Annotated in this window: 26 protein-coding genes; 8 read left to right on the plus strand and 18 right to left on the minus strand. The window is 66.9% G+C overall.

Features of this window, described 5'->3' with window-relative positions; all coding sequences use genetic code 11:
- The first annotated feature begins 6 nt into the window (after window positions 1-6).
- Entirely contained in the window at window positions 7-729 is a 723-nt protein-coding gene (locus AC1PPK_RS08520; protein WP_481117409.1) for a DUF2189 domain-containing protein, read from the plus strand.
- A gap of 42 nt (window positions 730-771) precedes the next feature.
- Here the strand turns inward: AC1PPK_RS08520 and AC1PPK_RS08525 are convergent, their stop codons facing one another.
- A complete protein-coding gene (locus tag AC1PPK_RS08525; protein WP_481117410.1) occupies window positions 772-1,581 on the minus strand; it encodes a hypothetical protein in 810 nt (269 codons plus the stop codon).
- 219 nt (window positions 1,582-1,800) lie between these two features.
- On the opposite strand from AC1PPK_RS08525, the gene msrA reads away from it, so the two are divergent.
- Together msrA and AC1PPK_RS08535 are read left to right on the plus strand one after the other, a co-directional pair.
- Complete coding sequence (gene msrA / locus AC1PPK_RS08530) at window positions 1,801-2,337, plus strand: peptide-methionine (S)-S-oxide reductase MsrA (RefSeq protein ID WP_481117411.1); 537 nt, start codon at window positions 1,801-1,803, stop codon at window positions 2,335-2,337.
- Between the two features lie 36 nt (window positions 2,338-2,373).
- The gene (locus AC1PPK_RS08535; RefSeq protein WP_374480157.1) at window positions 2,374-2,718 is read left to right on the plus strand and encodes an FKBP-type peptidyl-prolyl cis-trans isomerase; all 345 of its coding nucleotides are present in this window, start codon (window positions 2,374-2,376) and stop codon (window positions 2,716-2,718) included.
- Window positions 2,719-3,319: 601 nt separating this feature from the next.
- On the opposite strand, the gene fba is transcribed toward AC1PPK_RS08535, so the two are convergent.
- From fba to AC1PPK_RS08550, 3 genes are all read right to left on the minus strand, one after another.
- Complete coding sequence (gene fba, locus AC1PPK_RS08540; protein WP_374482019.1) at window positions 3,320-4,384, minus strand: class II fructose-bisphosphate aldolase; 1,065 nt, start codon at window positions 4,382-4,384, stop codon at window positions 3,320-3,322.
- Window positions 4,385-4,494: 110 nt separating this feature from the next.
- Window positions 4,495-5,958, minus strand: coding sequence for a pyruvate kinase (pyk, locus tag AC1PPK_RS08545; protein WP_481117412.1), 1,464 nt, complete (start codon window positions 5,956-5,958; stop codon window positions 4,495-4,497).
- A 76-nt stretch (window positions 5,959-6,034) separates the two neighbouring features.
- Window positions 6,035-7,939: a CHASE domain-containing protein gene (locus tag AC1PPK_RS08550; RefSeq protein WP_481117413.1), complete on the minus strand. Its 1,905-nt coding sequence runs from the start codon at window positions 7,937-7,939 to the stop codon at window positions 6,035-6,037.
- A gap of 246 nt (window positions 7,940-8,185) precedes the next feature.
- On the opposite strand from AC1PPK_RS08550, the gene rfbB reads away from it, so the two are divergent.
- From rfbB to wecB, 5 genes are all read left to right on the plus strand, one after another.
- On the plus strand, window positions 8,186-9,244 hold the full coding sequence (rfbB, locus tag AC1PPK_RS08555) for a dTDP-glucose 4,6-dehydratase (RefSeq protein WP_481117414.1): 1,059 nt from the start codon (window positions 8,186-8,188) through the stop codon (window positions 9,242-9,244).
- Between the two features lie 11 nt (window positions 9,245-9,255).
- Window positions 9,256-10,152 (plus strand): dTDP-4-dehydrorhamnose reductase, encoded by an 897-nt coding sequence (gene rfbD, locus AC1PPK_RS08560; protein WP_481117415.1) that lies wholly within the window; start codon window positions 9,256-9,258, stop codon window positions 10,150-10,152.
- Between the two features lie 19 nt (window positions 10,153-10,171).
- Window positions 10,172-11,062: a glucose-1-phosphate thymidylyltransferase RfbA gene (rfbA, locus tag AC1PPK_RS08565; RefSeq protein ID WP_481117416.1), complete on the plus strand. Its 891-nt coding sequence runs from the start codon at window positions 10,172-10,174 to the stop codon at window positions 11,060-11,062.
- Window positions 11,062-11,616 carry a dTDP-4-dehydrorhamnose 3,5-epimerase gene (gene rfbC, locus AC1PPK_RS08570; RefSeq protein WP_481117417.1) on the plus strand — a complete coding sequence of 185 codons (555 nt, stop codon included), beginning with the start codon at window positions 11,062-11,064 and terminating at the stop codon, window positions 11,614-11,616. The genes rfbA and rfbC overlap by 1 nt, the downstream gene beginning before the upstream one ends.
- A gap of 124 nt (window positions 11,617-11,740) precedes the next feature.
- The gene (gene wecB, locus AC1PPK_RS08575) at window positions 11,741-12,850 is read left to right on the plus strand and encodes a non-hydrolyzing UDP-N-acetylglucosamine 2-epimerase (RefSeq protein WP_481117418.1); all 1,110 of its coding nucleotides are present in this window, start codon (window positions 11,741-11,743) and stop codon (window positions 12,848-12,850) included.
- 58 nt (window positions 12,851-12,908) lie between these two features.
- Here the strand turns inward: wecB and AC1PPK_RS08580 are convergent, their stop codons facing one another.
- The 14 genes from AC1PPK_RS08580 to AC1PPK_RS08645 are packed head-to-tail and all read right to left on the minus strand — an operon-like array spanning window position 12,909 to window position 26,180.
- Window positions 12,909-13,679 (minus strand): hypothetical protein, encoded by a 771-nt coding sequence (locus AC1PPK_RS08580; RefSeq protein WP_481117419.1) that lies wholly within the window; start codon window positions 13,677-13,679, stop codon window positions 12,909-12,911.
- Window positions 13,680-13,689: 10 nt separating this feature from the next.
- Window positions 13,690-14,985, minus strand: a complete 1,296-nt coding sequence (locus AC1PPK_RS08585; protein WP_481117420.1) for a hypothetical protein — start codon at window positions 14,983-14,985, stop codon at window positions 13,690-13,692.
- A 13-nt stretch (window positions 14,986-14,998) separates the two neighbouring features.
- Window positions 14,999-15,214: a hypothetical protein gene (locus AC1PPK_RS08590; protein WP_481117421.1), complete on the minus strand. Its 216-nt coding sequence runs from the start codon at window positions 15,212-15,214 to the stop codon at window positions 14,999-15,001.
- A 29-nt stretch (window positions 15,215-15,243) separates the two neighbouring features.
- Window positions 15,244-16,641: a hypothetical protein gene (locus AC1PPK_RS08595; RefSeq protein WP_481117422.1), complete on the minus strand. Its 1,398-nt coding sequence runs from the start codon at window positions 16,639-16,641 to the stop codon at window positions 15,244-15,246.
- Between the two features lie 11 nt (window positions 16,642-16,652).
- The gene (locus AC1PPK_RS08600; protein WP_481117423.1) at window positions 16,653-18,041 is read right to left on the minus strand and encodes a tail fiber domain-containing protein; all 1,389 of its coding nucleotides are present in this window, start codon (window positions 18,039-18,041) and stop codon (window positions 16,653-16,655) included.
- Complete coding sequence (locus AC1PPK_RS08605) at window positions 18,041-18,517, minus strand: hypothetical protein (protein ID WP_481117424.1); 477 nt, start codon at window positions 18,515-18,517, stop codon at window positions 18,041-18,043. Before AC1PPK_RS08605 ends, AC1PPK_RS08600 begins: the two co-directional genes overlap by 1 nt.
- Window positions 18,518-18,540: 23 nt before the next feature.
- On the minus strand, window positions 18,541-20,415 hold the full coding sequence (locus AC1PPK_RS08610) for a hypothetical protein (RefSeq protein WP_481117425.1): 1,875 nt from the start codon (window positions 20,413-20,415) through the stop codon (window positions 18,541-18,543).
- The gene (locus AC1PPK_RS08615; protein ID WP_481117426.1) at window positions 20,408-21,928 is read right to left on the minus strand and encodes a baseplate J/gp47 family protein; all 1,521 of its coding nucleotides are present in this window, start codon (window positions 21,926-21,928) and stop codon (window positions 20,408-20,410) included. Before AC1PPK_RS08615 ends, AC1PPK_RS08610 begins: the two co-directional genes overlap by 8 nt.
- Window positions 21,918-22,337, minus strand: coding sequence for a hypothetical protein (locus AC1PPK_RS08620; RefSeq protein WP_481117427.1), 420 nt, complete (start codon window positions 22,335-22,337; stop codon window positions 21,918-21,920). Before AC1PPK_RS08620 ends, AC1PPK_RS08615 begins: the two co-directional genes overlap by 11 nt.
- Before the next feature lie 14 nt (window positions 22,338-22,351).
- Complete coding sequence (locus tag AC1PPK_RS08625; protein WP_481117428.1) at window positions 22,352-22,999, minus strand: hypothetical protein; 648 nt, start codon at window positions 22,997-22,999, stop codon at window positions 22,352-22,354.
- 17 nt (window positions 23,000-23,016) lie between these two features.
- Window positions 23,017-23,655, minus strand: a complete 639-nt coding sequence (locus tag AC1PPK_RS08630; RefSeq protein WP_481117429.1) for a phage baseplate assembly protein V — start codon at window positions 23,653-23,655, stop codon at window positions 23,017-23,019.
- A 25-nt stretch (window positions 23,656-23,680) separates the two neighbouring features.
- Complete coding sequence (locus AC1PPK_RS08635; protein WP_481117430.1) at window positions 23,681-24,745, minus strand: peptidoglycan-binding domain-containing protein; 1,065 nt, start codon at window positions 24,743-24,745, stop codon at window positions 23,681-23,683.
- Window positions 24,746-24,750: 5 nt separating this feature from the next.
- On the minus strand, window positions 24,751-25,302 hold the full coding sequence (locus AC1PPK_RS08640; RefSeq protein WP_481117431.1) for a hypothetical protein: 552 nt from the start codon (window positions 25,300-25,302) through the stop codon (window positions 24,751-24,753).
- On the minus strand, window positions 25,299-26,180 hold the full coding sequence (locus tag AC1PPK_RS08645) for a hypothetical protein (RefSeq protein WP_481117432.1): 882 nt from the start codon (window positions 26,178-26,180) through the stop codon (window positions 25,299-25,301). Before AC1PPK_RS08645 ends, AC1PPK_RS08640 begins: the two co-directional genes overlap by 4 nt.
- Window position 26,181 lies beyond the last annotated feature (1 nt).

A 26,181-nucleotide genomic window follows, 5' to 3' on the forward strand; every position in this document is an offset into this window, starting at 1 on the left:
CGTGCCGTGTCCGCCAATCTCGACCCTCGCCGGATTCCCGTTGCCGTCGTGTTTGCCGCCATTGGCGAGGGCTGGCGCTGCCTGCGCCATTGCCTGCAGCCGGCCGTCGCCTTGGCGGGGGTGTTCGCCGCGCTGGGGCTGCTGATCCATGGACTGCTATGGCGCTTCGGCCTGTCATCGATGATGCTGCCCTTCGCTGGCGGCTTCCTGCTCGTCGGGCCGGCCGTGCTGGCGGGCTTCTTCGGCCTGCGGCGGGCCTGCGGGGCAGGGCGCCGCGCCGCGCTGGCCGACGCGCTGGCCGGTTTCCGCCAGGCGCCCCGCGGCCTGTGGGTTATGGCGGCAGTGTGCACGCTGCTGCTGATGATCTGGCTGACCGATGCGGCAACGGTCTACAGCTTCATGATCGGCGGCGATGTTCCGACGCCGGCCCAGGTGCTGCGCTTCCACGCCTTCACCAGCGTGATGGGGGCGGTACTGGCCTTCATCGTGTTCTGCGTGTCGGCCTTTTCGATCCCGCTGCTGTTCGACCGCCGCGCGACGCTGGTACCCGCGGTGAGCGCCAGCGTGCGCGCGGTGTTCAGCAACTTTTCCGCGGTGCTGGTGTGGGCCCTGACCCTTGCCGGCGCGCTGATCGCTACCGCGCTGTGTCCGCCCCTGCTGCTGCTGTCCCTGCCGTGCCTCGCGTTTGCCAGCGATCTGCTTTATCTGGAAATCTTCCCGCCGGACTGAGCCGTGGCGGCGCTCGCCGCTCCGCCGCGGCCCGTCGCTCGGTCAGCTTGCGAACCCTCTATCCTTCAGTACGGGTATCCAGCGTTCGGCGATGATGCGCCGAAAGCCGCTGGGGCTCGGATGCAGCTCATTGTCCCAGTCGTCCCGGTAGTCGGGGCTCCGGAGGCAGCCGCGGGAGTCGATCAGGTAAATACCGTCGGTGGAGGTGGCGATCTGCGCGAATTCGTCGTGCAGGCTGTTGATCAGGTGGCGGCAGATGTCCCTGCGGATTTCGGGGTCGGGGGGAACGAAGCAGTCGTCCATCGCAGAAGCAAGCCAGGGGCCGGTGATCTTGAGTGCGGCGAGGTTGAAACCGCGTCCGTCCGGGATCGGATAGTCGTAGCTGTGCAGGAAAATGGGCGGCTGGCTGCCGTCAGAGGCATAGGCGCGTCGAACCTGCTCGATGAGCGCGCCCAGGGCTGTGGCCAGCTTGCCGAGCAGTGCCGCCATGGCTTCGTTGTTGATGCACTGGTCGCTGCTGCTGGCGCCCGAGCAGTTCTTGAACATACCGAGCCGGTAGTCGACGGCATCGTTGCCGGCGCCGCTGATGAGGATCGCCGAGTAGTAGTGGCGATTGCGGGGCTGCAGTTCGTGGGCGAGATCGTCGGCGTACTGCCCGAAGACGAATTCCTCCAGCTTGGCGCCGTTGTAACCGAGCATCTGGATGTTGGCATAATCCGGTTTCAGTTGCGGGTTTTCGATCAGGGCCTGTAGAACGTTGTTCTTGGGATACCAGAACCACGAGTCGCCGATGGCGAGAAACGCTGCGAATTCGCCCGGTTGCCATACGTCATGGGGCAGGTAGATGCGCATGATGGATCCTCCTTGCAGGGACGGGATGCTTCAACATAGCCACGCTCCGGATGTATGCAAATGAAGAATTCGAGACGGCTGCGGGGTGTCGGTTCGATGGTGGTGGCCGGCTTCCGGTCGTTTGGTGCGGAGAACGCGCCGGCTTGCTGCCTGTCCTAATCGGGAACCGTGGGGCAGTGTCCTACCCGATCAGGAGTCAAGAGGAATGAGGAGTGAAAAGTGACTGAAATTGCTTATCTCGCAGGAGGCTGTTTCTGGTGCCTCGAAGCGGTGTTCGTGGACGCGGAGGGCGTGCTGTCGGTCAAGTCCGGCTATATCGGCGGACACGTCGATTCGCCCACGTACCATCAGGTCTGCGACGGTGATACCGGCCATGCGGAAGTGGTGCGCGTCGAATTCGATCCGGCGCGGATCGGTTTTGCCGACCTGCTCGACGTGTTCTTCGCGATCCACGATCCGACGACCCTCAACCGCCAGGGCAACGACGTGGGCACCCAGTACCGTTCGGCGATCTTCACCACCAGCGCCGAACAGGATGCTATCGCCCACGCCAAGCTCGCCGAGCTGACCCGCGAGAGCGCGTTCCGCGACCCCATTGTCACCGAGGTGCTGGCGGCGCCGACCTTCTGGCCGGCGGAGGCCTACCACGACGACTATTTCGCGCGGAATCCCTTCCAGCCTTATTGCCAGTACGTGGTAGCACCCAAGGTGGCCAAGTTCCGCAGCAAGTTCGCCAAGCGGGTGAAGGCCAGTTGAAATAGAATCCCGCCGGTCTATTACAAGGAGTGTTCCATGACCCAAGTCACCACGGCGAGCGGCCTCGTCATCGAAGATCTGGAAGTCGGCACCGGTGCCGAAGCCACCGCCGGCCAGCACGTGCAGGTGCATTACACCGGCTGGCTCACTGACGGCAAGAAGTTCGACTCCAGCAAGGACCGCAACGACCCCTTCGTCTTCCCCCTCGGCGCCCGCCACGTGATCGCCGGCTGGGATGAAGGCGTGCAGGGCATGAAGGTCGGCGGCAAGCGCAAGCTGACCATTCCGCCGAACCTCGGCTACGGCGCCCGCGGCGCCGGCGGCGTGATCCCGCCGAACGCCACGCTGGTGTTCGAGGTGGAGCTGCTGGCGGTGAAGTGATCCGCGCGGCCGTGCCGAATGCAAAACGGACGCCGTTGCAGATTGTGTAAAAACCTTCTGCTGGCCCGTTTAAACCAGAACGCCTCGCGAAGTTTGCGAGGCGTTCTGGTTTTTGGTGGTGTTCTGGCGCGCAATAGCCGTCAGGCGCGAACCGGTTTGCGCATCAGGGGGGGATTCCCAGAATATTGCTCACGGGCTTGAAGTTATGGGCGAGCACCGCCAAGGCCATCTCGCCACTTACGCCGTGCAAACCCCGGACCAGGAACCGTCCGTTACCGAAAATGCGCTCCTTCAAACGCCGCCTCATCGAAATGCCGTCTGACGAAGCGCTGTTTGACTTGCGTACATTCCGCCTTGCGCACGCAGGTCGATGACGCGGACCAGGTGAGCCTCCGGGATCAGCTCATCCAGTGAAACAGGGAAAGCGCTCCCTGCGATCTCTGTTCGCCCTGTACAAAGCCCATAAACAACAATGCCCGCCATCTTTCGATGGCGGGCATTGTCTCAACTGGCTTGGCCGATAGACGGGTTTTTACACAGTCTGGCCGGGCCCCATTTCATGATTGCCTGTGCGACAGGGAGCGGGCTCCCCGTGCCTTGTTCAGCGGACGATCTGGTTCAGCTCTCCGCTCTTGTAACGGGCGGCGATCTTGTCCAGGGACACCGGCTTGATCTTGCTGGCGTTGCCGGCGGTGCCGAAGGCTTCGAAGCGGGCCTTGCAGACCAGCTTGGCGGCTTCGCGGGCCGGCTTGAGGAACTCGCGCGGGTCGAACTTGGAGGGGTTCTCGACGAAGAACTTGCGCACCGCGCCGGTCATGGCCAGGCGGATGTCGGTATCGATGTTGATCTTGCGCACGCCGTACTTGATGCCGCGGACGATTTCCTCGACCGGCACGCCATAGGTTTCCTTCATGTCACCGCCGTACTCGCGGATGATCTCCAGCAGCTCCTGCGGCACCGAGGAGGAGCCGTGCATCACCAGGTGGGTGTTGGGGATGCGGGCGTTGATTTCCTTGATGCGCTCAATGGCCAGGATGTCGCCGGTGGGCTTGCGGGTGAACTTGTAGGCGCCGTGGCTGGTGCCGATGGCGATGGCCAGCGCGTCCACGTTGGTCTGGCGGACGAAGTCGGCGGCCTGATCGGGGTCGGTCAGCATCTGGGAGTGGTCCAGCGTGCCTTCGGCGCCAATGCCGTCTTCTTCACCGGCCTGGCCGGTTTCGAGGGAGCCCAGGCAGCCCAGCTCGCCTTCGACGCTGACGCCGATGGCGTGGGACATCTCGACCACGCGGCGGGTGACGTCCACGTTGTATTCGTAGGAGGACGGGGTCTTGCCGTCTTCGAGCAGGGAGCCGTCCATCATCACCGACGAGAAGCCGGAGCGGATGGCGCCCTGGCAGACGGCGGCGGACTGGCCGTGGTCCTGGTGCATGACCACCGGGATGTGCGGATAGGCCTCGACGGCGGCGTCGATGAGGTGGCGCAGGAAGGCTTCGCCGGCGTATTTGCGGGCGCCGGCGGAGGCCTGCATGATCACCGGGCTGTCGGTTTCCGCAGCGGCTTCCATGATGGCCTGGACTTGTTCGAGGTTGTTGACGTTGAACGCGGGCAGGCCATAGCTGTTTTCGGCAGCGTGGTCGAGAAGCTGGCGCATGGAAACGAGAGGCATGGTTTTTCTCCGAGGGCCGAAAGATCGGCCGGGTATAGACGTAAAAGTGGAATTCTAGCGTGGCGGCATGCCGCTTGCGCGTCTGGCGGGGCCGGAGTTTACACCGGACCTCATGCCGTTGTGCTGAATGCTTGTAGGGGGCCGGGCTTGGGGGTGTCGCCGACGCGCACGATCTTCATCGTATTGGTGCCGCCGGCGGCGCCGATGGGCTCACCGATGGTCAGCACGATGAGGTCGCCGTATTGCACGACGCCCTGTTCGAGGAGGATCTGCTCGGCTTCCCACAGCAGCACGTCCCGGTCGGCATGGACTTGCGATATCAGCAGCGGGTAGACCTCCCGGTAGAGGGTCATCTGGTTGCGCGCCGAAATTTCCGGCGTCAGCGCGTAGATCGGCACGCCGCTGTTGAGGCGGCTCATCCACAGGGCAGTGGAGCCGGTCTGGGTGAGGGAGGCGATGGCCTTCACCTTGAGGTGGTAGGCGGTCCACATCGCGGCCATGGCGATGGACTGGTCGATGCGCGTGAACACCCGGTCGAGGAAGTCCCGGTCCATCGTCACTTCGGTGGATTTCTCGGCCTCCAGACAGATGCGCGACATGGATTCGACGACTTCCACCGGGAACTTGCCGGAGGCAGTCTCGGCGGACAGCATCACTGCGTCGGTGCCGTCGAGCACTGCGTTGGCGACGTCGGACACTTCGGCGCGGGTGGGCACTGGGCTGTGGATCATCGACTCCATCATCTGGGTGGCGGTGATGGCGAGTTTGTTCTTCTCGCGGGCCAGCCGGATCATGCGTTTCTGCAGCGCCGGCACTGCGGCATCGCCGACTTCGACGGCCAGGTCGCCGCGGGCCACCATGATGCCGTCGCTGGCGTCGAGGATCTCTTCGAGGTTGGCAACGGCTTCGGTGCGCTCGATCTTGGCGATCAGCACGGCGCTGCTGCCGGCAGCGCGCAGAAGCTGGCGGGCCATGTACATGTCGGCGGCGCCTTTGGGGAAGGAGATCGCGACAAAGTCCACGCCGATCAGCGCGGCGGTCTTGATGTCTTCCATGTCCTTGGCGGTCAGCGCCGGGGCGGTGAGGCCGCCGCCCTGGCGGTTGATCCCCTTGTTGTTGGACAACTCGCCGCCAACCTTGACCCGGGTGTGGATCTCGTGGCCGAGCACGCGATCCACGCCCAGCTTGAGGCGGCCGTCGTCGAGCAGGAGCACGTCGCCGGGTTTCACGTCACGGGGCAAGTCCTTGTAGTCGAGGCCGACCCGGTGGGTGTTGCCGAGCTCGCAGCGGGCGTCCAGGATGAAGGCGGCGTCCTTCAGCAGCGTGATCTTGCCTTCCTCGAACTTGCCGACACGGATCTTGGGGCCCTGCATGTCGGCCAGGATGCCCACCGGGCGGCCGACCAGCTGGGACACTTCGCGGACCTGGCGGGCACGGGCGATGTGGTCGTCCGCCGTGCCGTGGGAGAAGTTCAGGCGCACCACGTCCACGCCCGATTGCACGAGGCGTTCGAGCACGGTGGCGTCGGAAGAGGCGGGGCCGAGGGTGGCAACGATCTTGGTGTGGCGGGACATGGGGTCTCCAGATGTGGGCGCAACGGACGGCAAGGATTCTAGAAGCAGGTCCAGCCACAAGTAAATCGTGGTGCGATCAGGGTGCGTCGGCTGATGCCGTGGTCCCGTTACGGCCGCTCAGCTTGCTGCGGTACATGGCGGCGTCGGCGTTGCGGGTCAGGGTTTCCAGGTCGTGGCCGTGGTTGGGATACAGCGCGATGCCGATGCTCACCGACACGAAGCAGGCCTGGCCGTCCAGCTCGAAGGGGGCGCCGATCGAGCGGCGGATCTTGTCGGCAACAGCAAAGGCTTCGTCCATGTCGTGAATGTCATGTAGCAGGGCCAGAAACTCGTCGCCGCCCTGGCGGGCGAGCAGGTCGCTGGCGCGCAGGCAGTGGCGCATGCGGCGTGCCGTTTCCTGCAGCAGTGCGTCGCCGGCGGCGTGGCCGAGACTGTCATTGACCTCCTTGAAGCGGTCCAGGTCGAGGAACAGTAGCGCGAAGCACGTCCGGTAGCGCTGGGCGATCAACAGGCTGTTGTTCATCTGTTCCATGAACATCGCCCGGTTGGCCAGGCCGGTCAGCGGATCGTGGGTGGCCAGATAGTGAATGCGTTCCTCGGCGGCCTTGCGTTCGGAAATGTCGGTGATGGTCAGGATGCCGCCCTGCAGCGAACCGATTTCGTCCATGTGCGGAGCAAGGGTGACGATGACGGTGATCGGCCGTCCGCCGGCGCTGCGCAGTTGTTCTTCCCAGGTGGCCGCCTGGCCATGCCGCAAGCGCTCGGTCAGAGCCAGGCTGTGAGTGGTGTCCGTGGCGGGCCACAAGCTGTCGAAGCGGCGGCCCAACAGCTCGGTTTCCTGAAAACCGAGAAGCTTGATGAGGCGGGGGTTCAGGTAGGTGAAGCACAGGTTTGTGTCTAGGGCGGCAATGCCGTCCGCGGACAGATTGACCAGGGTGCTGTAGCGGGCTTCGCTGCTGCGCAGAGATGCACTGATGCGGATCAGTTCCCCGGCCCGTTGGCGTGTGGCACAGAAGGACGCCGTCAGGAGCACGAAAAGGGCGCAGATCAGCATGATCGTCGCCTGCTCGGGCCGTAGCGCAGGGGGCGCGGGATCTTCCCCCGAGGTGCTGTCGAATACCAGCGTCCACACGCGACTGTCCAGTTCCAGCACGCTGCGGCGGCTGACCGGACCGTGTTCGGGGCGTGAGGGATGGTTGTCGAACAGCAGGTTGGCGGGGGTAGTGTCGTGGCCGTCATAGATGCGCAGGCGCACACGCGGGGCGGCGTCCCCGATGGCGCTGCCGATCAGGTCGTTCATGCGGAAGGGACTGTAAACCCAGCCCCTGAAGGCGGCCTCCCGTTGCGTGGGGTTGGCCAGCGCCGCGTCCTGCCTGAACACCGGCAGATACAGCAGGACGCCGGCCTGGGGGGCGGTGGCGGTCTCCTGTACCAGCCTTACCTTGCCGGAGAGCGCCGGTATGCCCAGTTCGCGCGAGCGGGCCATCGCCTCGCGACGCACCGGTTCGGAGTACATGTCGAAGCCGAGGGCCCGCTGATTGCGCCAGTCGAAGGGTTCCAGATAAATGATTGCGGTGTATTCGGTACGACTGCCCGACGGGGTCAAGCGGTAGTCGGCAAAGCCCTGGGCACGCATCGCCTGCTCGTGGCGTGCCATATCGGCCGCCCGCAGTGGCACTGCCAGACCGACCCCCTGGATGCCCGGATAGTCTTCCGACAGGCGCAAGGCGTCCACGTACTGCCCCCATTCCTGGCGGGTGACGTCCCGGGAAGCGGCGAACAGAGCCCGTGCGCCCCTCAGGACCTGTCGGTAGGCCTTGAAGCGTTCGTCGATCTTGAGCGTGATCTCGCCGGTTTCGGCGTCGAAGGCTCGCTGCTGTGCTTCCTGATAGGCGGCTTCGATGCGCTGCCATGCGATGCCGCCAGCAACCGTGCCCAGGATGAGCGCGATCAGCGTGGGGATGATTATCGCAGGCTGCATGTAGCGCAGCATCCTGTCCTCTTCAAAGACGTGCGGGCATTTGCCATCATGCCGGAAATTCCCGATCCCGACGGCATTTGCCGGGCCGGATCAGGGACTTTCTTCCGAGCTTGCACACGTGTGCTTTTTTTTGGGTGAGATAATTGAAACAACTCGTCAAGCATTCACCACTCTGCGGTTGCGGCAGGTGTCGCAAAAGCTTGAGTTTGTCATAATCCAGGCTGAATAGTTTATCCAAGGACATCCATGATTCTCGTAACCGGCGGCGCCGGCTTCATCGGCGCCAACTTCGTACTGGACTGGCTCACAACGCGTGACGAGCCGGTAGTCAATCTGGACGCCCTGACCTATGCGGGCAACCGGGAGAATCTGGCCTCCCTGGAAGGCGACGCCCGCCACGTGTTCGTGCATGGCGACATCTGCGACCGCGCCCTGATCGACCGCCTGCTGGCCGAACACCAGCCCCGCGCGATCGTCCACTTCGCCGCCGAAAGCCACGTGGACCGCAGCATCCACGGCCCCGGCGAATTCATGCGCACCAACGTACAGGGCACCTTCACGCTGCTCGAAGCCGCCCGCGCCCACTGGCAGGGCCTCGAAGGGGAGGCCAAGGCCACCTTCCGCTTCCACCACGTGAGCACCGACGAAGTCTACGGCTCCCTCGGGCCCTCGGACCCGGCCTTCACCGAAACCAAGACCTACGAGCCCAACAGCCCGTACTCCGCCAGCAAGGCCGCCTCCGACCACCTCGTGCGCGCCTGGCACCACACCTACGGCCTGCCGGTCACCACCAGCAACTGCTCCAACAACTACGGCCCGTATCACTTCCCCGAGAAGCTCATCCCGCTGATCATCGCCAACGCGCTGGCCGGCAAGCCGCTGCCCGTGTACGGCGACGGCCAGCAGATCCGCGACTGGCTCTACGTCACCGACCACTGCAGCGCCATCCGCGCCATCCTCGACAAGGGCACCCCCGGCGAGGTCTACAACGTCGGCGGCTGGAACGAAAAACCCAACATCGACATCGTCAAGACCCTCTGCGCGCTCCTTGACGAACTCCAGCCCGACCCCGCCGGCAGCTACAGCCGCCTCATCACCTACGTCGCCGATCGCCCCGGCCACGACCGCCGCTACGCCATCGACGCCCGCAAGATCGAACGCGAACTCGGCTGGCGCCCCGCGGAAACCTTCGACACCGGCATCCGCAAGACCGTCGCCTGGTACCTCGAGCACCAGGACTGGGTCGCCCACGTGCAAAGCGGCGCCTACCGCGAGTGGGTCGAGAAGAACTACACCGCCCGCTGAAGGACGCATTGATGAAGATCCTCCTCTTCGGCAAGAACGGCCAAGTCGGCTGGGAACTGCAGCGCAGCCTCGCCCCCTTGGGTGACGTGATCGCCCTCGACCACGACGGCGCACCGGGCCTCTCCGGCAACTTCGCCGACCCCGACAGCCTCGCCGCCACCGTGGACGCCGTCGCCCCCGACCTCATCGTCAACGCCGCCGCCCACACCGCCGTCGACAAAGCCGAAAGCGAACCCGACTTCGCCCGCGCCTTGAACGCCCTCGCGCCGGGCGTCCTCGCCCGCGAAGCCGCCCGGCGCGGCGCGCTGCTCGTCCATTACTCCACCGACTACGTCTTCGACGGCAGCGGCGACGCCCCGCGCACGGAAGACGCCCCCACCGGCCCCCTGTCCGTCTACGGCCGCACCAAGCTCGAAGGCGAAGAGCTCATCCGCCAGAGCGGCTGCCGCCACCTGATCTTCCGCACCAGCTGGGTGTACGCCGCCCGCGGCGGCAACTTCGCCAAGACCATGCTCCGGCTTGCCGCCGACCGTGAGCAGCTCACCGTCATCGACGACCAGCACGGCGCCCCCACCGGTGCCGAGCTCCTCGCCGACGTCACCGCCCACGCCGCCCGCGCCACCTTGGCCAATGCCGAACTCGGCGGGCTCTACCACCTCGTCGCTGGCGGCGAGACCACCTGGCACGCCTACGCCTGCCACGTCATCGAGTTCGCCCGTGCCCGCGGCGTGCCGATCCAGGTCGCCCTGGAGGCCATCCGCCCGGTGCCCACCAGCGCCTTCCCGACGCCCGCGGCCCGCCCGGCCAACTCCCGCCTCGACACCCGCAAGCTGCAGGCCGCCTTCGGCCTCCGCCTCCCGGCGTGGGAGCAGGGCGTCGAACGCATGCTCACCGAAATCCTGAATTGACCTTGAACTGGATGCACCCATGACCACCCTGCAACGCAAAGGCCTCATCCTCGCCGGCGGCTCCGGCACCCGGCTCCACCCCGCCACCCTGGCGGTGTCCAAGCAGCTCATCCCGGTCTACGACAAACCGATGATCTACTACCCCCTCAGCACCCTCATGCTGGCGGGCATCCGCGACATCCTGATCATCTCCACCCCCCAGGACACCCCGCGCTTCACCCAACTGCTCGGTGACGGCAGCCAGTGGGGCCTCAACCTGCAATACGCCGTGCAGCCCAGCCCGGATGGCCTCGCCCAGGCCTTCCTGATCGGCGAAGACTTCGTCGGCAACAATCCCAGCGCCCTCGTGCTCGGCGACAACCTCTTCTACGGCCACGACTTCGCCAGCGACCTGCGCCAGGCCACCCAGAACACCGACGGCGCCACCGTCTTCGCCTACCCGGTCACCGACCCCGAGCGCTACGGCGTCGTCGAGTTCGACGCCGACGGCCACGCCATCAGCCTCGAAGAGAAGCCCAAGGTCCCCAAGAGCCGCTACGCCGTCACCGGCCTCTACTTCTACGACAACCGGGTGGTCGAGGTCGCCAAGTCCATCCAGCCCAGCCCGCGCGGCGAGCTGGAGATCACCGACGTCAACCGCCGCTACCTCGAGTGGGGCGCCCTCGACGTGCAGGTCATGGGCCGCGGCCATGCCTGGCTCGACACCGGCACCCACGAGAGCCTGCTCGACGCCAGCCTGTTCATCCAGACCATCGAAAAGCGCCAGGGCCTCAAGATCGCCTGTCCCGAAGAGATCGCCTGGCGCGCCGGCTGGATCGACGCCGCCCACCTGCAAAAGCTCGCCGCCCCGCTCGCCAAGAACGGCTACGGCCAGTACCTGCTGCGCCTGCTCGAAGAGAAGGTGTTCTGATGAACGTCATCGAAACCCGTATCCCGGGCCTGTTGATCCTCGAACCGAAGGTCTTCGGCGACGCCCGTGGCTTCTTCATGGAGAGCTTCAACGCCCAGGGCTTCCGCGAGGCCACCGGCCTCGAGGTGGACTTCGTGCAGGACAACCATTCCCGCTCCGGCAAGGGCGTGCTGCGCGGCCTGCACTACCAGATCCAGCAACCGCAAGGAAAGCTCGTGCGGGTCGTCCAGGGCCGCGTCTTCGACGTGGCGGTGGACCTGCGCAGGGGATCGCCGACCTTCGGGCAGTGGGACGGGGTCGAACTGAGCGAGGACAATCACCGGCAACTGTGGGTCCCGCCGGGTTTCGCGCACGGCTTCGTGGTGCTCAGCGAGACGGCGGACTTCCTGTACAAGACGACGGACTACTACGCGCCGCAGTTCGAGCGCAGCCTGGCCTGGAACGACCCGACGGTGGGCGTCGAATGGCCCCTGCATGAGCTGGACGGCCCGCCACTGTTGTCGGCCAAGGATCAGGCGGGGAAGGTGCTGGCTGAGTGCGAGACCTTCGACTGAGTTTGGACGGTCGCGCCGGCGAATCGGGTGATGCCCGTCCTCGCCCGACAACTATTTCTTTGTTTGCACCGTGGGGGGCGCGCGATAATGTGCCTCTGTCATCTTTTGCCCGTGGAGTCCCCGTATGTCCCGTTCGCTGATCTACCTCGTCGCCGGCGCGCGCCCCAACTTCATGAAGATAGCGCCGATCGTGCGGGCTCTGCAGGCTCGTGCGGACCGCTTCGAGTTCAAGATCGTCCACACCGGTCAGCACTACGACCGGGAAATGAGCGACGTGTTCTTCGACGAGCTGGGGATTCCCAAGCCCGACTATCACCTGGAGGCCGGCGGTGGCAGCCACGCCACGCAGACCGCCAAGATCATGGTGGCCTTCGAGGAGATCTGCCAGAAAGTGCGCCCCGACTGCGTGCTGGTGGTGGGGGATGTCAATTCCACGTTGGCCTGTTCCATTGACGCGAAGAAGCTCGACATCCGGGTGGCCCACGTAGAGGCCGGCCTGCGTAGTGGCGACATGCGCATGCCGGAAGAAATCAACCGCCTCGTCACCGACAGCATCTCCGACTGGTTCTTCTGCACCGAGCCGGCCGGTGTCGACAACCTGCTGAAGGAAGGCAAGGACCCGGCCGCGGTATTCCACGTAGGGCACGTGATGGTGGACAACCTGCTGTTCCAGCGCGACAAGCTCGAAGCCTCCGACAAGAGCGGCCTCGAAACCCAGGCGCTGAAGGCTCAGTACCCCCGCTATGGCGTGGTGACCCTGCACCGCCCGTCCAATGTGGATGACGAGGCCAACCTGCGCGGCATTGCCGGTGCGCTCAAGCAGATCGCCGCCGACCTGCCCCTGATCTTCCCGGTGCATCCGCGCACCCGCGGCAACCTGGAAAAGTTCGGTCTGGACCTTGGGCCCAATGTCGTGCTCACCAAGCCCCAGTCCTACATGGAGTTCCTCAACCTGTGGAAGGACGCGGCGCTGATCATGACCGACAGCGGCGGCCTGCAGGAGGAAACCACCGCACTGGGCGTACCTTGCCTGACCCTGCGGGAGAACACCGAGCGCCCGGTGACCATCGATGAAGGCAGTAACGTTCTTGTCGGTACCGATCCGGCGCGCATTCTTGAAGAAGCCGCCAAGGTGCTGGCGGGCCAGGGCAAGCAGGGGCGGCGTCCGTTGCTGTGGGACGGCAAGGCCGCCGAGCGCACCGTCGCCGAACTCGACCGCCTGCTGGCGTCCTGAGCGGCCCCCAAGGCGGCAGCTCCGGCGCGGGCTGCCGCTTTTTCCTGCCAGCCCGTCCTCAGCCCGCTTTCGATGGGCTGTGCAGCTGGATCGCTACATCGGCGATCCGTCCTTCCTCTTCCGGCGCACCCAGCGTCAGGGCCAGTTCCAGCTCTCCGTGCAGCCGGCAACGGGCCACCCCCAGCAGCCAGGCCGGTGCGGCCGCATCGAAGTGGCGGGTGATGTCCGTCAGCTCGAGGCGCAGGCGGGTCATCCGCAGCCCGAAGCCCGGTACGGCACCTGTCAGGTCGATGACGTTGAGGGATTCGAAGGCGGCCAGCACGGATTGCAGGCTGCGTGCCAGGAGTGTGTCGACGCTGTCCCGGTCCTTCGCCCAGACCCGCAGTTCCAGATCAATGCGCCCTTCGCTGCGCTCCCGGTAGCCGGCGCTCCGTATGCCACGCGTGCGTGCCATGACCTGGCCCGGCGGGGCACGGAAGAAGCGCAGCGTGCGTCCATCCAGTAGGTAGATGTCGCCAGCGGACAGGATCCGCCCTGGCGGGCTCTGAACTTCCGCCAGATCGCCGACTGCTTCCGTCGGCAGCGGAAAATCCAGCGGGTGTGCCGCATCGCTTGCCAGCGTGCCTTGCCAGCCCAGACTGGCAGGGTCCCGTATCGGCGTCGCGTCGTTGTCTGGGGTCGCGCGTGGCCGGTGAAGCCGGGTGGCGTGGAGGGCGACGCGGTTGTTCCCTTGGGAAGGGGCGGTTGCCGGGCCACCCTGTAGATCCTGGGCGGCACCGAGGGTTTCCCGCAGGGCGGGCAACAGGAGGTTTTCCAGGGCTCCGAGCATTGAATCGTCCTCAAGCGGTGGCCAGGATGGCGTCCAGTATCCCGACACGCAGTTGCAGCCAGGGCGTTTCGCCCGGTCCGTCGAGGGGTAGCCACGGGCCATCGACACTCTGGTAACGACTGTCCGTCACCCGTGGCGGTCGATCCGGGTCGGCATACCACAGCACTGCGCCTTCATTCATCCGGCACACCAGCCACCACGATTGGCCGGTGAGGAGTTGTGGCTCGGGCAAGCATGCGGTCAGCCAGATGGGGACTGAGGCAGCGGGTTCATCGACGATCAGTTCGAAGTCCATTGTCAGCAGGGCGGGCTCCTGGGGCACGGTACCGTTTGCCAGGTGAATGAGTAGTCGTCCGTGGTTGGTCCGTCCAAGAGGGCGCAGACGAAGGGCGACGCTCGACAAGACGCCACCCTCCACGGGCGGCAGCACGATGGCGGCGGCATGGCGCCCATCGCACAGGCGGGCCAGATTCGTGCTGCCCTGGCCATCGGGCAACCAGGCCTGTTCTCCGGGGCGCGGTGTATTGGAAGGCGTGCTCGGTTCATCGGGCGTCGTCGGTGGTGGCAAGGCTTCCGGATGGGCCTCGAAGTCGGATACGACGAAGGCCTGCTGGCCGGCACAACGGATCTGCAGCGGCACGCTGGTGGCGTGCGGGTGGTCGTTGCGGTAGCGGTTCAGGGCCCGGACCAATCCGCCCACTTCGATGGGGGTGAGCGGCAGTGGCCCGTCGGCTGTGAAGAAGGGGGCCTCGTCGTCGATGGCCACCGTCAGGCCGCAGGGCTGCTGGCTGAGGTGAATACTGAACTGTTTGATCGACAGGGGGCCGGGGACGAGGACGCCGGTGGCCGTGTCGCCAACCTTGCCTTCGATGAGCATTTCGGCGTTCAGGCGGCTGGCGCTTTGAGGGGGGAAACTCTGGCGGCTGCCGGTGGGCAGGGTGTCGAGGGGCATCACAGGTAGCCAGTTACCGTGGTTGAAGAGTCGCGCGCGCAGTCCGTTCCGAGGCGGCGGGCTGTCGGCCACCACGGTGAGGCCGACGACCGCGCGTTCCTCACCCCAATCCGCGGTGGCCCAGCGCAAGGAGACGGTGCCGTTGCCGTCCAGCGTCCTGTCGCCGGCGTCGCTCTGCAGTGCCGGCTGGATGGTCTGGACGCTGCCGTCGGCGGCGGCCAGCCGCAGGCGAGCAGAGGCCAGGCGGCGGCCAGCAGGAAGGCCGACGTTGAGCCTGAGTCCGTTGCCGGCCGTGAACTGCCGCTTCGTGGCCGGCCGGGCATCGAGATCTAGGAGCGTTACCGATTCGTCCATCGATGGTCTGCGTTCAGTTGGCGACCAGGCGTGGGCCGTTGCCGTCGCTGCCTGCGTCGGCGGCACCTTCGGTGGCGAGAACTTCTTCCAGCACCTGAATGGCGCCGCTGATGCGCAGCAGGGTGCTACGCAGTTCGTCCTGTTTCTTCTCCAGGTCGGCAAGTACCTTGGTGCCGGCGTCGTATTCGCCGCGGAGTTCGTTCAGGCGGGCTTCGAGTTGGTTCTTCATGATGGTCGATGGGAGCGGGGCAGGATGGGTCAGCGGAGGAATACGAAGATGTCGATGAGGCCCTGCCCGCCGTCGAAGGCGTCGAGGGCCTTGCCGATGGTGGTTCCGACTAGGGCATCGTCGGCGCGCATGGCGTGGCCGGGCAGGCTGGCGCTGGTCAGCAGGTCGCCGCGGCGGATCGGGCCGTTCTCGCCACTGACCTTGCAGGGCACCCGGCCCGACAGGGCGACCGGGTATTCGCCGGGGCGAGGAATGCGGCGGGCCGGGTCGGCACCCAGTAGCAGGCCGGGTTGGGACGACACGACGCCGAGGACCAGCGGATCCTCGCTGCGGCGGCAGCGCAGCATGCCGCTGCCGTCCGGGTCGAGGCTGACCACGTCGCCGGCTTCCAGCTCTTCGACGGTATCGAAGTTCTCGGCGAGGTCGCGGTTGCCTGTCTGCACGTTGTTGCGCGCCCAGATGGTGGCCTCGGCCTCGATGTCGTAGGTGTGGATGCCACCCTGCCAGCCCGGCGTCTTGGGGACCGGCGAGAAGCCGTGGGTGCCCAGGTTGCCGGCGATGAACACGTTGTCCCAGATCTTCACGACCCGTCCCAGCGGCCCGCCGGTGGACCGGCCGAGGATCATCAGTGCGTTGTAGTCGCCGCCGTCGTTCTCGAGGGCGGCGTAGCCGGCATGGTTGCCGAAGCCGGTGTGGCGGTGGCCGGTTTCGGTGAAGTAAAGGTCGGAGCCGCCGGCGTGGATGGCGCCGCGTACGTCCAGGCGGCCGGCCGGTGCACCGGTGCCGATCCCCACGCTGGCCTCGGTGATGGCGCACACCTTGCTGCCGAGGGTGGCGATGTTGCGCAGGTTGCCACCGTCGGCCTCGACGCGCAGGAAGCGGAATTCCTGTCCGTCGGCGTCCGGGTTCATGTGTACGTTGACGCCGGCCTTGCTGTTGTCGATGCGTTTCCAGGCGCCGTCGTAGTAGGCGTTGGAGCCCAGGTTGGTCCACGCCTCGTTGCGTCCGCCGGCGTCGATGGCGGTGAGGTTGCCCAGTTGCAGGCGGCTGCTCGGCGCTCGCTCGCTGCCCAGGGTCAGGCGCTCGCTGATCGATAGGCTTCCCTTGATAGCGCCGCCGTTGCGGCCGAGTGTGTTGCCGAGGCTGGTGAGGATGTCGTTGATCTGGGTGGTCAGGTCGTGGGTGCTCAGCTTGAGGCCGCCGCGCACTTCGAGGTTCTGGACCGTGACGCTGGCGGCCGGATCGATGCGGCTGCCGTCGATGGCTTTCTCGCGTATCCCTTCCCGTGGGATGGGGGCGCCATTGCCGGTGCCGTGATCGTGGCCGGCCAGGGCCTCGCGGGCCAGTACCTGGGCTTCGTTCCAGTCGTCGGCGCGGATGATGTCGCCGGCGCTGCGCTTCACGTAGGGATCGGGGCGTTCGGCCATGGGGCGCTCCGTCAGTTGCGCAGCGGAAGGGCGCTGCGCAGGTCATCGATCATCGCCTGTTGCTCCTTCATGGCCTGAACCAGCAGGGCCACCACCGCCGAGGTATCGATACCCTTCCAGCCGTCGGGGCCTTCACTGACGGCCTGTGGCAGGACCGCCTCAACGTCCTGGGCGAGTAGCCCGAGTACCTCCCGCGAGGAATCACTCTTCCAGTTGAAGCTGACGCCGCGCAGTTGGCTCAGCCGGGGCAGAGCCCGGTCGATCTCCTGGATATTGCATTTCAGGCGCTGGTCCGATTGTTGGTACTGGCCTTGCATGGTCCACATTTTCGACGCGGCGAAGCCGCCCCAGTAGGCGTTGTTGGCCACGTTCTTGAGCCGCAGCCAGTCGTCGTTGGCCTCGTGGTCGCCGGTGCCCGACAGCCGCCACTTGTCGCCCAGGCGCAGCACGTCGGTCTTGAATACGCCGTTGATGGTGTCGAAGTGCATGCGGATGCCGCGGCTGCTGTCGCGGATGTACAGGTTGTCGTCCACGTTGATGTAGACCTGCCCCTGCCAGCGGTAGAAGGTGCCGTCGGCAGTCATGTGCTGGCCGATCTCGGTGCTGACGTCGATGCCGTGGGTGTAGATGCTGCCGTTGACGTCCAGCCGGTCCCACACGGAGACGCGGCGCCCGAGGCCGGCACTGTTGTTGCCGACGAGCATCAGGGTCTTGTAGATCTGGGTGTCGTTGCTGATTTCAGCCGTGTTTCCACCAGCTGCCCGGCTGGTCCAGGCGGAGGAGAAGCGTAGCGGATTGTTGCCGGGAAAGAGTTCGACGATCGGTGTCTCGGTACCGTCTTCCGCTTTGGCCGAGTGCACTTTGAGCCGCAATGCGCCGGCGGTCACGAAGGAGAGGGGGTGAGGGCTCTTGGTGCCGATGATCATGCCGGCTTCCGCGCCGAAAAAGCCGCCGACGTGGCTCATCAACCGGCCGTCGATGTCACCGGCGCGTACCGACAGCTTGGCGTGCTCGGCGCCGACCAGGTCGGCGACCCGGTTCCAACCTTCGGCGTTCTCGGGACTGTCGGTGCCGATGCCGAGGTTGCCGGCGGTGGTCAGGCTGGGGCCCGAAAAGCTGGCGAGGGCTGCACGGATGTCGGCGAGCTGGCTGGTGCCCGTTACCTTCAACGGGCCGCTGACCGTGAGCTCCTTCAGGCTGAGCTTGATGTCCGGATCGATCTTGCTGGCGTCGATGGCCTTGTCCTGGATGCCGTCACGGGGAATCTGGCGGGCGGTGTCGCCGGTATGGTCGTGAGCACGCAGCTCGCTGCGGGCCCGCACCTGCATCTCGTTCCAGTCGGCGGCGAGCATGATGTCGCCCGGGTCCTTGCGGAGATAGGGATCGGGTGTGTCGGCCATCAGAAAATCACCTCCCAGGTCAGCGTCATTTCCAGGTTGCCCGCCCGGTTGATGAGCGGAAAGGTCACGCGGTTGTAGAGCACCGCTTCGGCACTCGGCAGGCTGATCAGGATGCCGGCCTCCTGCAGGGCCTGCGGGTCGGCGCTCCCGGAGGCCGGTAGCGTGGCCGTGACGCGGGCGGTGATGCGTGGCTGCCCATCATGGTCGGCCAGCGCGATGCTTGGGATACTGGCCGGGACCGAGTCCAATGGATCGCCGAGGGCGGTGTCGTCGAGGCTTACCGTGCCGCCCTGGCCGCCGACGGCGATGCGCAGCTCGGGCCCCTGGGCGGCGCCGGCGAACAGGCGGGCCAGCAGATTGCGGCCGGCATTGGTGATCAGGTTGTCAACGCGGCGCTTCTCCACCACGCGGCCGCTGGCATCGCGCAGTTCGATCGAGAGGCGGCCGGCGAGGCCGTGGCATTCCTTCATGGGCATCTTCTTCAACTCCTCGGGGCGATTCACCCCGCATGGCTCCAGTCCAGGCGGGTGGTATCGAACACCACCTGCATCGAAAAGCGTCCTTCGCCGGGCGCGTGCCTCTCCTGGGAGGTCAGGCCGAGGCCGGTCTGCAGTGCTCCGTCAGTCGGGGCAGCGTCTTCCGTCCAGCGCTGGGCGAGGGCGACCGCGGACAGTCCGTCGGCGGGCATGACATCCTCGCGGCGTGGGGGCTCCGGGAAGTCCACCATTGCCCGCACGCCGGCGGCGGTGGCCCGGGTGACGTCGCTGCGCAGCAGTTTGAGGGCGCCGCGGGCGGCGGCGGCGGAGACCCAGCCGCTCTTGGGAACCCGCAGCCGATAGCTGGCTGGCGGGCGCGCCATCCAGTCGAGGCGCAGGGACAGACGCGGTGCATTGATAGTGGTCTCCTCGCTAGCCGTACCGGTGTCCGTCTTGCTGAAGGACTCGAACAGGATGGAGGCGTAGCGGGAGTCGCTGCGGCTGATGGAGCCATCGAGCAGCGCGAAGCTGGTGCCGCCCGCGTCGTCGTGCCCGGCGAAGCGGGAGGTATGGACGGTGGTCGTGGCGTCGGCGAATTCGGCGTCGGGTTGGGCGAAAGTCAGCAGCATCCATTGATTGCTGCCACATTGCAGGCGCGGCGTGAGGACTCGCTGGTCGAGCACGCCGCAGCGCATCGCGCCGAGGCTCGACTGGGGATCGTCGAAGCGGTTGCCCCACAGGTAGAAGATCGAATGGCTGACGTCTCGCTCCATGCCGTCGGGCCCGATCAGCAGCGCCTGCCCCGTCGGGTGGGCGCTGAGCCAGGCGTGGTGGCCGGGGGCGTCGAAGCCGTCGAAGGGGGCGGCTTCGGCGGGGGTGACAGCGGGGTAGAGCATCAGGGTTTCACCAGGCTTCACGGTGCCCGCGTAGAGGGTGATCTCGCCGGTGTCGATGCTGCGGATGGCCGGGTAGGCCGCGGGTTGTTCGGTGATCTTGAGGCTCAGCACCGGGCGGTCGGGGTGCAGGCTCGGATTGCTGATGGCAAACGGACGGCGCAGGCGCGGCGCGCTTTCGGCATGATTGGCCGGCAGGCTCGGGTTTTCGGTGAGCCAGGCTTCGACGACGGCTGTGCTGCGGTTGGGGCAGGCCATGTCGCCCTTGCCGCCGCAGGCGCTGCAGCGCTTGCGGGTGCCCGGCGGCATGCCGAAGGCAAGGGTGCTGTCCTGCCGGCGCAGCAGGCGCGGGCAGGGTTCGGCGCCGAGGTCGGCAATGGCCAGGGACAGCAGCGCCCGCGGGGTGGCCAGGCCGCCGGTGCGTACGCGGGCGGTGACTAGCAGGCGCTGGCGGTAGGTTTCACCGGGCTCCGGGTTGAGCACCGCCAGGAAGGGCGCCAGTCTGTCGGCGCCGGCCGCGCTATCTGTGGTGACGCTCAGGTTGAATTCATCGTTGCCGAGCGCGAAGGTGAGGCCGGGGAACAGAGCGCCGAGGGCTTCTGCCGGATCGAGGGGCGGGCGGCCGTTGCGCGGGCGCCGCCAGCCTTCGCCGATCAGTTCGGTCAGGGCTTCGTCCCGCGGTGCGCTGTGGTCGAAGCGGATCTCCAGCCGGTCGGGGGACGGCCTGTCGTAGCCGGCGTGGTTGAGGCGCGGCGGGAGGCGGGCGACCTGCAGCAGTTGGCCGAGTTGTTCCACCGCGCTGGCGTTGTCCGCACCCTGCCGCTGGGTACTGGCCAGGCCGACCCAGCGGTCGTACTGCACGCGGGTGAGCGCGTCGTCGAGGCGGGCCAGGCTGGCGGCCAGGCCGCCGATGACGGCGGCCACCGCGCTTCGCTCGGGCTGCGCCGTATAGATGCGCGGCAGCAGCTGCAGTAGGCGTTCCCGCCGCCGCCGCGGGTCAGACATCGCCGTTCTCCATGCGCAGCGTGATGGTCCGCGGCATGGGCTGTTCGCGCACGCTCACATGGGCCTGCCCGCTGGCGTCGTCGAGTTCTTCCGCGAGCCCGTCCCGCTCATGGATGACGGTGACGCGCAGGCGCGCCAGGGCGCTGTCGCCGGTGACAGCGGCGACGGTGTCGTGCAGCGTGGCGTAGGCGACCTCGGCAGGTGCATCCTCCGCCGCCTGGCGGGTGGCCCTGTCGAAGGCGTCCTTGAGGGCGTTGGTCACGCGGGCCAGCAGTCCGTTGGTCGGCGTGCCGGCGGCGAGAGTCAGGTTCGCATCCACCCACACATTGAGCTTGGGCGGTTCGATGCTCAGGCGCAGCGGCAGGGCTTCCGGGTAGAGACTGATGCGTTCGCCGGGGCTGGCCAGCACGTCGCCGTTGCCGATCAGGGCGCGGAAAGCCACCGACTGGAGGCCATTGCCGTCCTGCCACACGAAGGGCTCCAGCAGCTGGCGCTGGCCGGTTCGGCCGCAGCCGACGATCGCATCGTGACCGAGCAGTAGGGAGCGGACCTTGGCCTCGCGCACAGCCTCGCCGACCTTCAGCTTGCCGAAGTAATCGATGAGGGTAGCGCCAAGGCGCTTCTCAATGTCCTTCTGTTCCCGTTCGGAGAGCTCGGCATTGAGGGTCAGTGTTGCCGTGACCTGCACGAACACCGGGGTCGCCGGCCCGCAGCGCAGCACGATGCCGGCCGGGCGCACGTCCTCCAGGCGGTTACGTACCTCTTCGAGCAGGTCGGCGGGGATGTCCTTGTCGCCGAGGATCACGTCTACCTCGCCGGGACGGCCGCCAGGGTTCTCCATCACCTGCACTTCCTGGATGCCCAGGCTGCGGGCAGCCTGTTCCAGTGCCGACACCGTGCCAGTGTTGGAGGACTGCACCAGCCGGCGGGCGCGGGCGCGCAGCTCGTCGTCGGTTTCTTCGCGCTGGCGGAGGACCAGGTCGCCGGGATTGCCGACCGTGTCGATGCCGGCGATCGGCCGTGGCAGCGTGGCGAGGGCGTTGGCCTTGACGGTATTGCCGCCCGGCTCCACCGCGCGGACGCCGACCATCAGCTGGCGTTCGCCCTTGCCGAGCACCGCGTTGGCGGTGGTCGCGAAGAGGGGCACGTCGCGCCCGGCGACCAGCGTGCCGAGGGGGATGTGGATGTCTTCCGGGGCCGGCTGGCCGCGGCCGAACAGGGCTGTGCCTTCCAGGTGGCCGCCGCGCTGGCGCTCGATGCCGAGCAGGGCGACGACGTTGTCGAGGGCGGGTCCGCTGGCGCTCTCCAGGTAGGCGTTGCGGTAGACCGTGTCGAGTTGTTCGTAGCAGACCGCCAGTTCGCGGGCGAAGGCTTCGGCGAGGGTGCGCACCACGCTGCCTTCGTTGGCGTCAGTCAGCGCCACGCGGCCGCCCATGCCCGAGCCGATGTCGGTCAGCAGGGCATCCACCACCTCGGCGAAATCCTTCTTGATGAAGACCCGGTCAAGCGGCATCGATGCGCACCTCCACGCCGGCTTCCTGGCCACCGATGGCGCGAACCCGGGCGACCACGTCGACGCCGTCGCAGCGTGGGGCGTGGGGCGTGACGGTGACTTGCAGCACCTCCTCGACGCGGGGGTCGCGCAGCAGCTCCTGGCGCACGTAGCGGCGCAGCAGTTCGAGGTTCGGGCGGTCGAGGGGCTCACCGATCAGGTCGCGGATGCGGCTGCCGTAGCGGGGGTGGGCGAGGCCGGCCAGTTCGCCGCGGTCCACCAGCAGGCGCAGGGTCAGAGCCTGGACAAGGTTTTCGAGGCCGTTGATGGTTTCCAGGTCCTGCAGGCCGAGGGCCAGGTCTACGCCGGTTTCCCCGCGGGGAAAGACCAGGCGCAGGTCGCTGCCGAACGGATCGGGGGTGGTCGTCATCGGGGTGGCCTCTTTCACATCAGTCGTCCAGGGCCGGCGCTGGCGCCGGGCGGGCAGGGGATTCCGGGCGACACCAGGACCTGGGACGCGAACAGGGTGAGGGCCAGGTCCACGCTCTGGGCGAGGGCCTGGGCCAGCTTGGGGGCGTCTTCGCCGCGCAGGCCGTTCTGGCTGAGCAGGCCGTTGGCGAAGCCTTCCAGCGGGGACTGCAGCGGTACCGGCTGGAGCATGCCCGGTGCGGCGCTGACAAAACCGGCCACGGCGACGCCGGGCATTACCATGCTCTGGGCGCAGAACAGGTTGATGGCCTGGGCGATGGTGCCAGCGATGGTCTTGGCCAGTCCGTCCGCATCCTCGCCGCGCAGGCCCTGCCCCTGGCACTGGGCGCTGGCCAGACCTTCCAGCTGCGACGCGCCGGGGCCACCGGCCGGCGGCGGCATCAGTTTGCCGGGGCCGGCGGTGGATCCGCTGCCGGTGATCGGATCGGCAGCTACCGGGATGCCGGGCATTACCATGGCCTGGGACAGGAACATCGTCAGCGCCTGGCCGGCGGTGTTGGCAATGGCGGTGGCGAGGCCGGGAATATCCTCCCCCTGCAGGCCGGTGGCCATGAGGAAGCCGCTGGCGGGGGATTCGATCTGGCTGGAGGTCGGGGCGGGCATGTCTGGCTCTCCTCCCGTCAGCCCTTGGCCTTGACGGTGCCGGACGGCACCAGGGCCTTGCCGGTGTAGTAGCACTTGTGAGATTGCTCGGTGATCACGCCGGCGCCGTTCTTGCCCAGGTCCACGTTGCCGGAGGCATCCAGCGTGAAGTCGGTGCATTTGATCGTGAGCGTCCCCTTCACCTCGATGGCGAGGTCGGCCTCGCCCTTCACTTCCACGTTGCCGTCCTTCTTCACCGTCACGATGGTCTTGCCGGCGGTGACGATGCACGATTCGTCGGCGTCGATGGCGAAGCTGCTGACGCCGTCGGCCGTGGCAAAGGCATGCCATTCCTTTTCTTTGTGGACCGGCGGATTGATCTTCTCGGAGTACAGGCGGCCGACGACGACGGCCCGGTTCGGGTCGCCGCCGACGTAGCTGAGCAGCACCAAGTCCCCGACCTGCGGTGGGCTCACCATCCCCACATGGGGCGTGGCGATGGGGACCTTGCGCAGTTCGAGGCCGCCCTCGCGCAGCTGGACCGTGCATTCGTGGTTGTTGCCGTCGTCCTCCCCCGTGTGGGGGAAGACGCTGGTCACCACTGCCAGGTCGCCGAGGCGCAGGCTGCGCAGCTCGTCGCGGACCACCGCGCGGATGATGTCGATCGGATCGCTCATGGCTGGATCTGTTGTACTCGCCGGATCAGGCCGGGGCCTTCAGCGGATCGAAGCCCTTCGGCAGGGCGTCGGCCTTGAAGCGCTTGGCCCGCTTGAGGTTCTTGGCGTCATAGTCCAGGTGCAGCAGCCGGTTGAGGGTGGCGTTATCGAGCTTGCCGCTGACCGGCAGTTCGTTGATCTGCTGGAAGGTGCGCAGGCGGCCGGCGAACTCCGGGCTGAAAACCTTGCGGTCGGCCACGTTGGGGGTGACGTAGCCGAGGGCCTCGAGGATCGCGTTGGCGTCCTGCACGTCGCTGCCGGCCTTGTCGGTGGAGAAGTCGAGCTCCCACACGGTTTCCACGTCGGGGGCCTCGCCGAACTTGCCGATTGACTTGAGCGGCAGCTTGTCGCTGCCGGCTTCCCACAGGCGGCGGGCGCCGAGGCGGTTGATGTCGAGGGAGGAGACGCTGGCGCCCTTGCCGAAATTCTGCAGTTTGAAGTTCTGGTCGAAGCCGAACTGCAGCAGGCGCAGGGTGCCGGTGTGGGCGAGGACCACGTGGCTCTCGGTGGTTGTGCCCAGCTTGGCTTCATCGAGCGGTGCCTGCTCGATGCCGAGCAGCTTGTAGAGGGATGCGCCGATGACCTTCAGGTCGTCGGGTTCGGGAACCTTGTCGGCGATCTGGACGATCTTGTCGATGATGTTGGCGACGTCGGGAATCGGCGAATCGGGGCTCGGCTCCTGGCCGACGGCCAGTTCGAGGGAGTTGATGAACTCCTTGCTGGTGGCGGTCTTGATGAATTCGGCGGAGACCTCGACGAGGGCTTTGGCGGCGTCGCCCTGGATCAGCAGGTCGTTGGCGTCGAGGGTGAAACGCTGAAGATAGGCTATCGCCAGCGTGAGCACGTCGAGGGCCTTCATGACGCCCTTGGCGATGGCATCGTCGCGGAACTCGCGCACGCGCACGACGCGCACCCAGCGCGGGGCCTGGTCCTGGCGCTTGCTGTTCTCGAGGGCGACGCGCACCCCGTCGAGCAGGATGGCGACGGCACGGAAGGGATTGTCGGCGCGGCCATCGGAGGTGGGCGCGGGAACGGGCGTGTTGTCGGGCATGGTGCTTATCCTCCAGAAAGAGCGGCGCCGGATGTGGCGCTGGCGGGGGTGGTCGGGGCAGGCGTCTTGAGGGCCTTGAGGGATTCGGAAAGATGGTCGAGAGCGCTGATGAGGCCTCGCCACTCGGCGGGGGCGAGCAGGGAGACGGCACCTTCGGCGACCTCCACGCCCATGTCGAGTACGCCGGACACCTGGCGGACCGGCCCCGACACCTGCCGGGCGGCGCCAGCGGCGTCGCCCAGGCCGATGCCTAGGCGGGCCAGCCAGTCGCCGGAGGCGTCGGTTGCCGCGCCGATACCGTTGACGAAGCCCGGGATGCAGCCGAGCAGGGCAACCAGCGCGTCGGCATCGAGGGCGGTGCGGCGCAGTGGCACGGCGCCGGCACGGATTTCGCCGAGCACCCGGCCGAGCGCGTCGACGCCCTGGGCCAGCTGCGGCTGGGCGCCGAGGTCGCGGGCGATGTTGGGAATCTCCCGGGCGGTCTTGGTTTCCAGCAGGGTGGCCAGTGCCTGCACTAGGGCGGCGAGGTCGCGCACGATGTCGGCAGCGCTGCTCATTTCAGCCCTCCCTTGACGATGTGGTCGAGCTCCGGCGGCAGCTTGAGATCCTTGATGTCGCCGGCCAGGCGGCCCGCCGCGTCGAGCACCTTCTTGAGCTGGTTGAGGAATTCGAGACCACCGGAGAAGGCCTTCATCAGCGAACTGAACTTGGACGGATCGAGCTGCTTCAGGAAGGCAGCACCTTCCTGGACGTACTTGGACAGCATCGGGCCGAGGGCGCCGGCCTTGCCCAGCGCGTCGAAGAAGCCGCTGGCCTTGCTCGGGTCGGCCGCGGCGAGGGTGTCGAGCACGCCGTTGAGCTGGCCCGTGTCCAGGCTGTCGAGATTGTTGGCAACGGCGTCGCCGAGGGCATCCATGTCGAGGCTGTCGAGCAGGGCCGGCTGGGCGGCGAGGGCCGCCGACAGGGAGGCCGGATCCTGCAGCACGCCGGCCGCCGCCAGGCTGCCCTCGCTCCATGCGGCGGCATCGCTGGCGATGCCGCTGTTGACGTCGGCGAGAGCGGCGTCGCTGGCCTGGGGCGGCTCGATGTACTCGCGCAGGCGCAGGCTGAAGCGGAAGCGGTCCCGATAGCCGGCCACCTGGCGGACCTTGAAGTCCTCGATGATGACTTCGGTGAGGTCCGTGCCGACCACCAGGTCGGCCGCGAAGGACTGCGGTTCTGCCTTGGTGTGGGCTTGGCGCAGGGTCTCGAGGGACGACAGGGCTTCTTCGCCGAGCAGCAGGCCGTCGATGAGGATGGTGACCGGCTCGCGCCCCAGATCCTGGAACACGCTGCCCTGCTGTTCGGGCACCCGCTGTTCGACGAGGGTGCGCGCTTCCTCGGTGTGCAGATCCTGCACGCCGGTGAGCTCGATCTTGCCGATGCGCACGCTCATC

The sequence above is a fragment of the Zoogloea sp. JDB1 genome, from assembly GCF_056724025.1.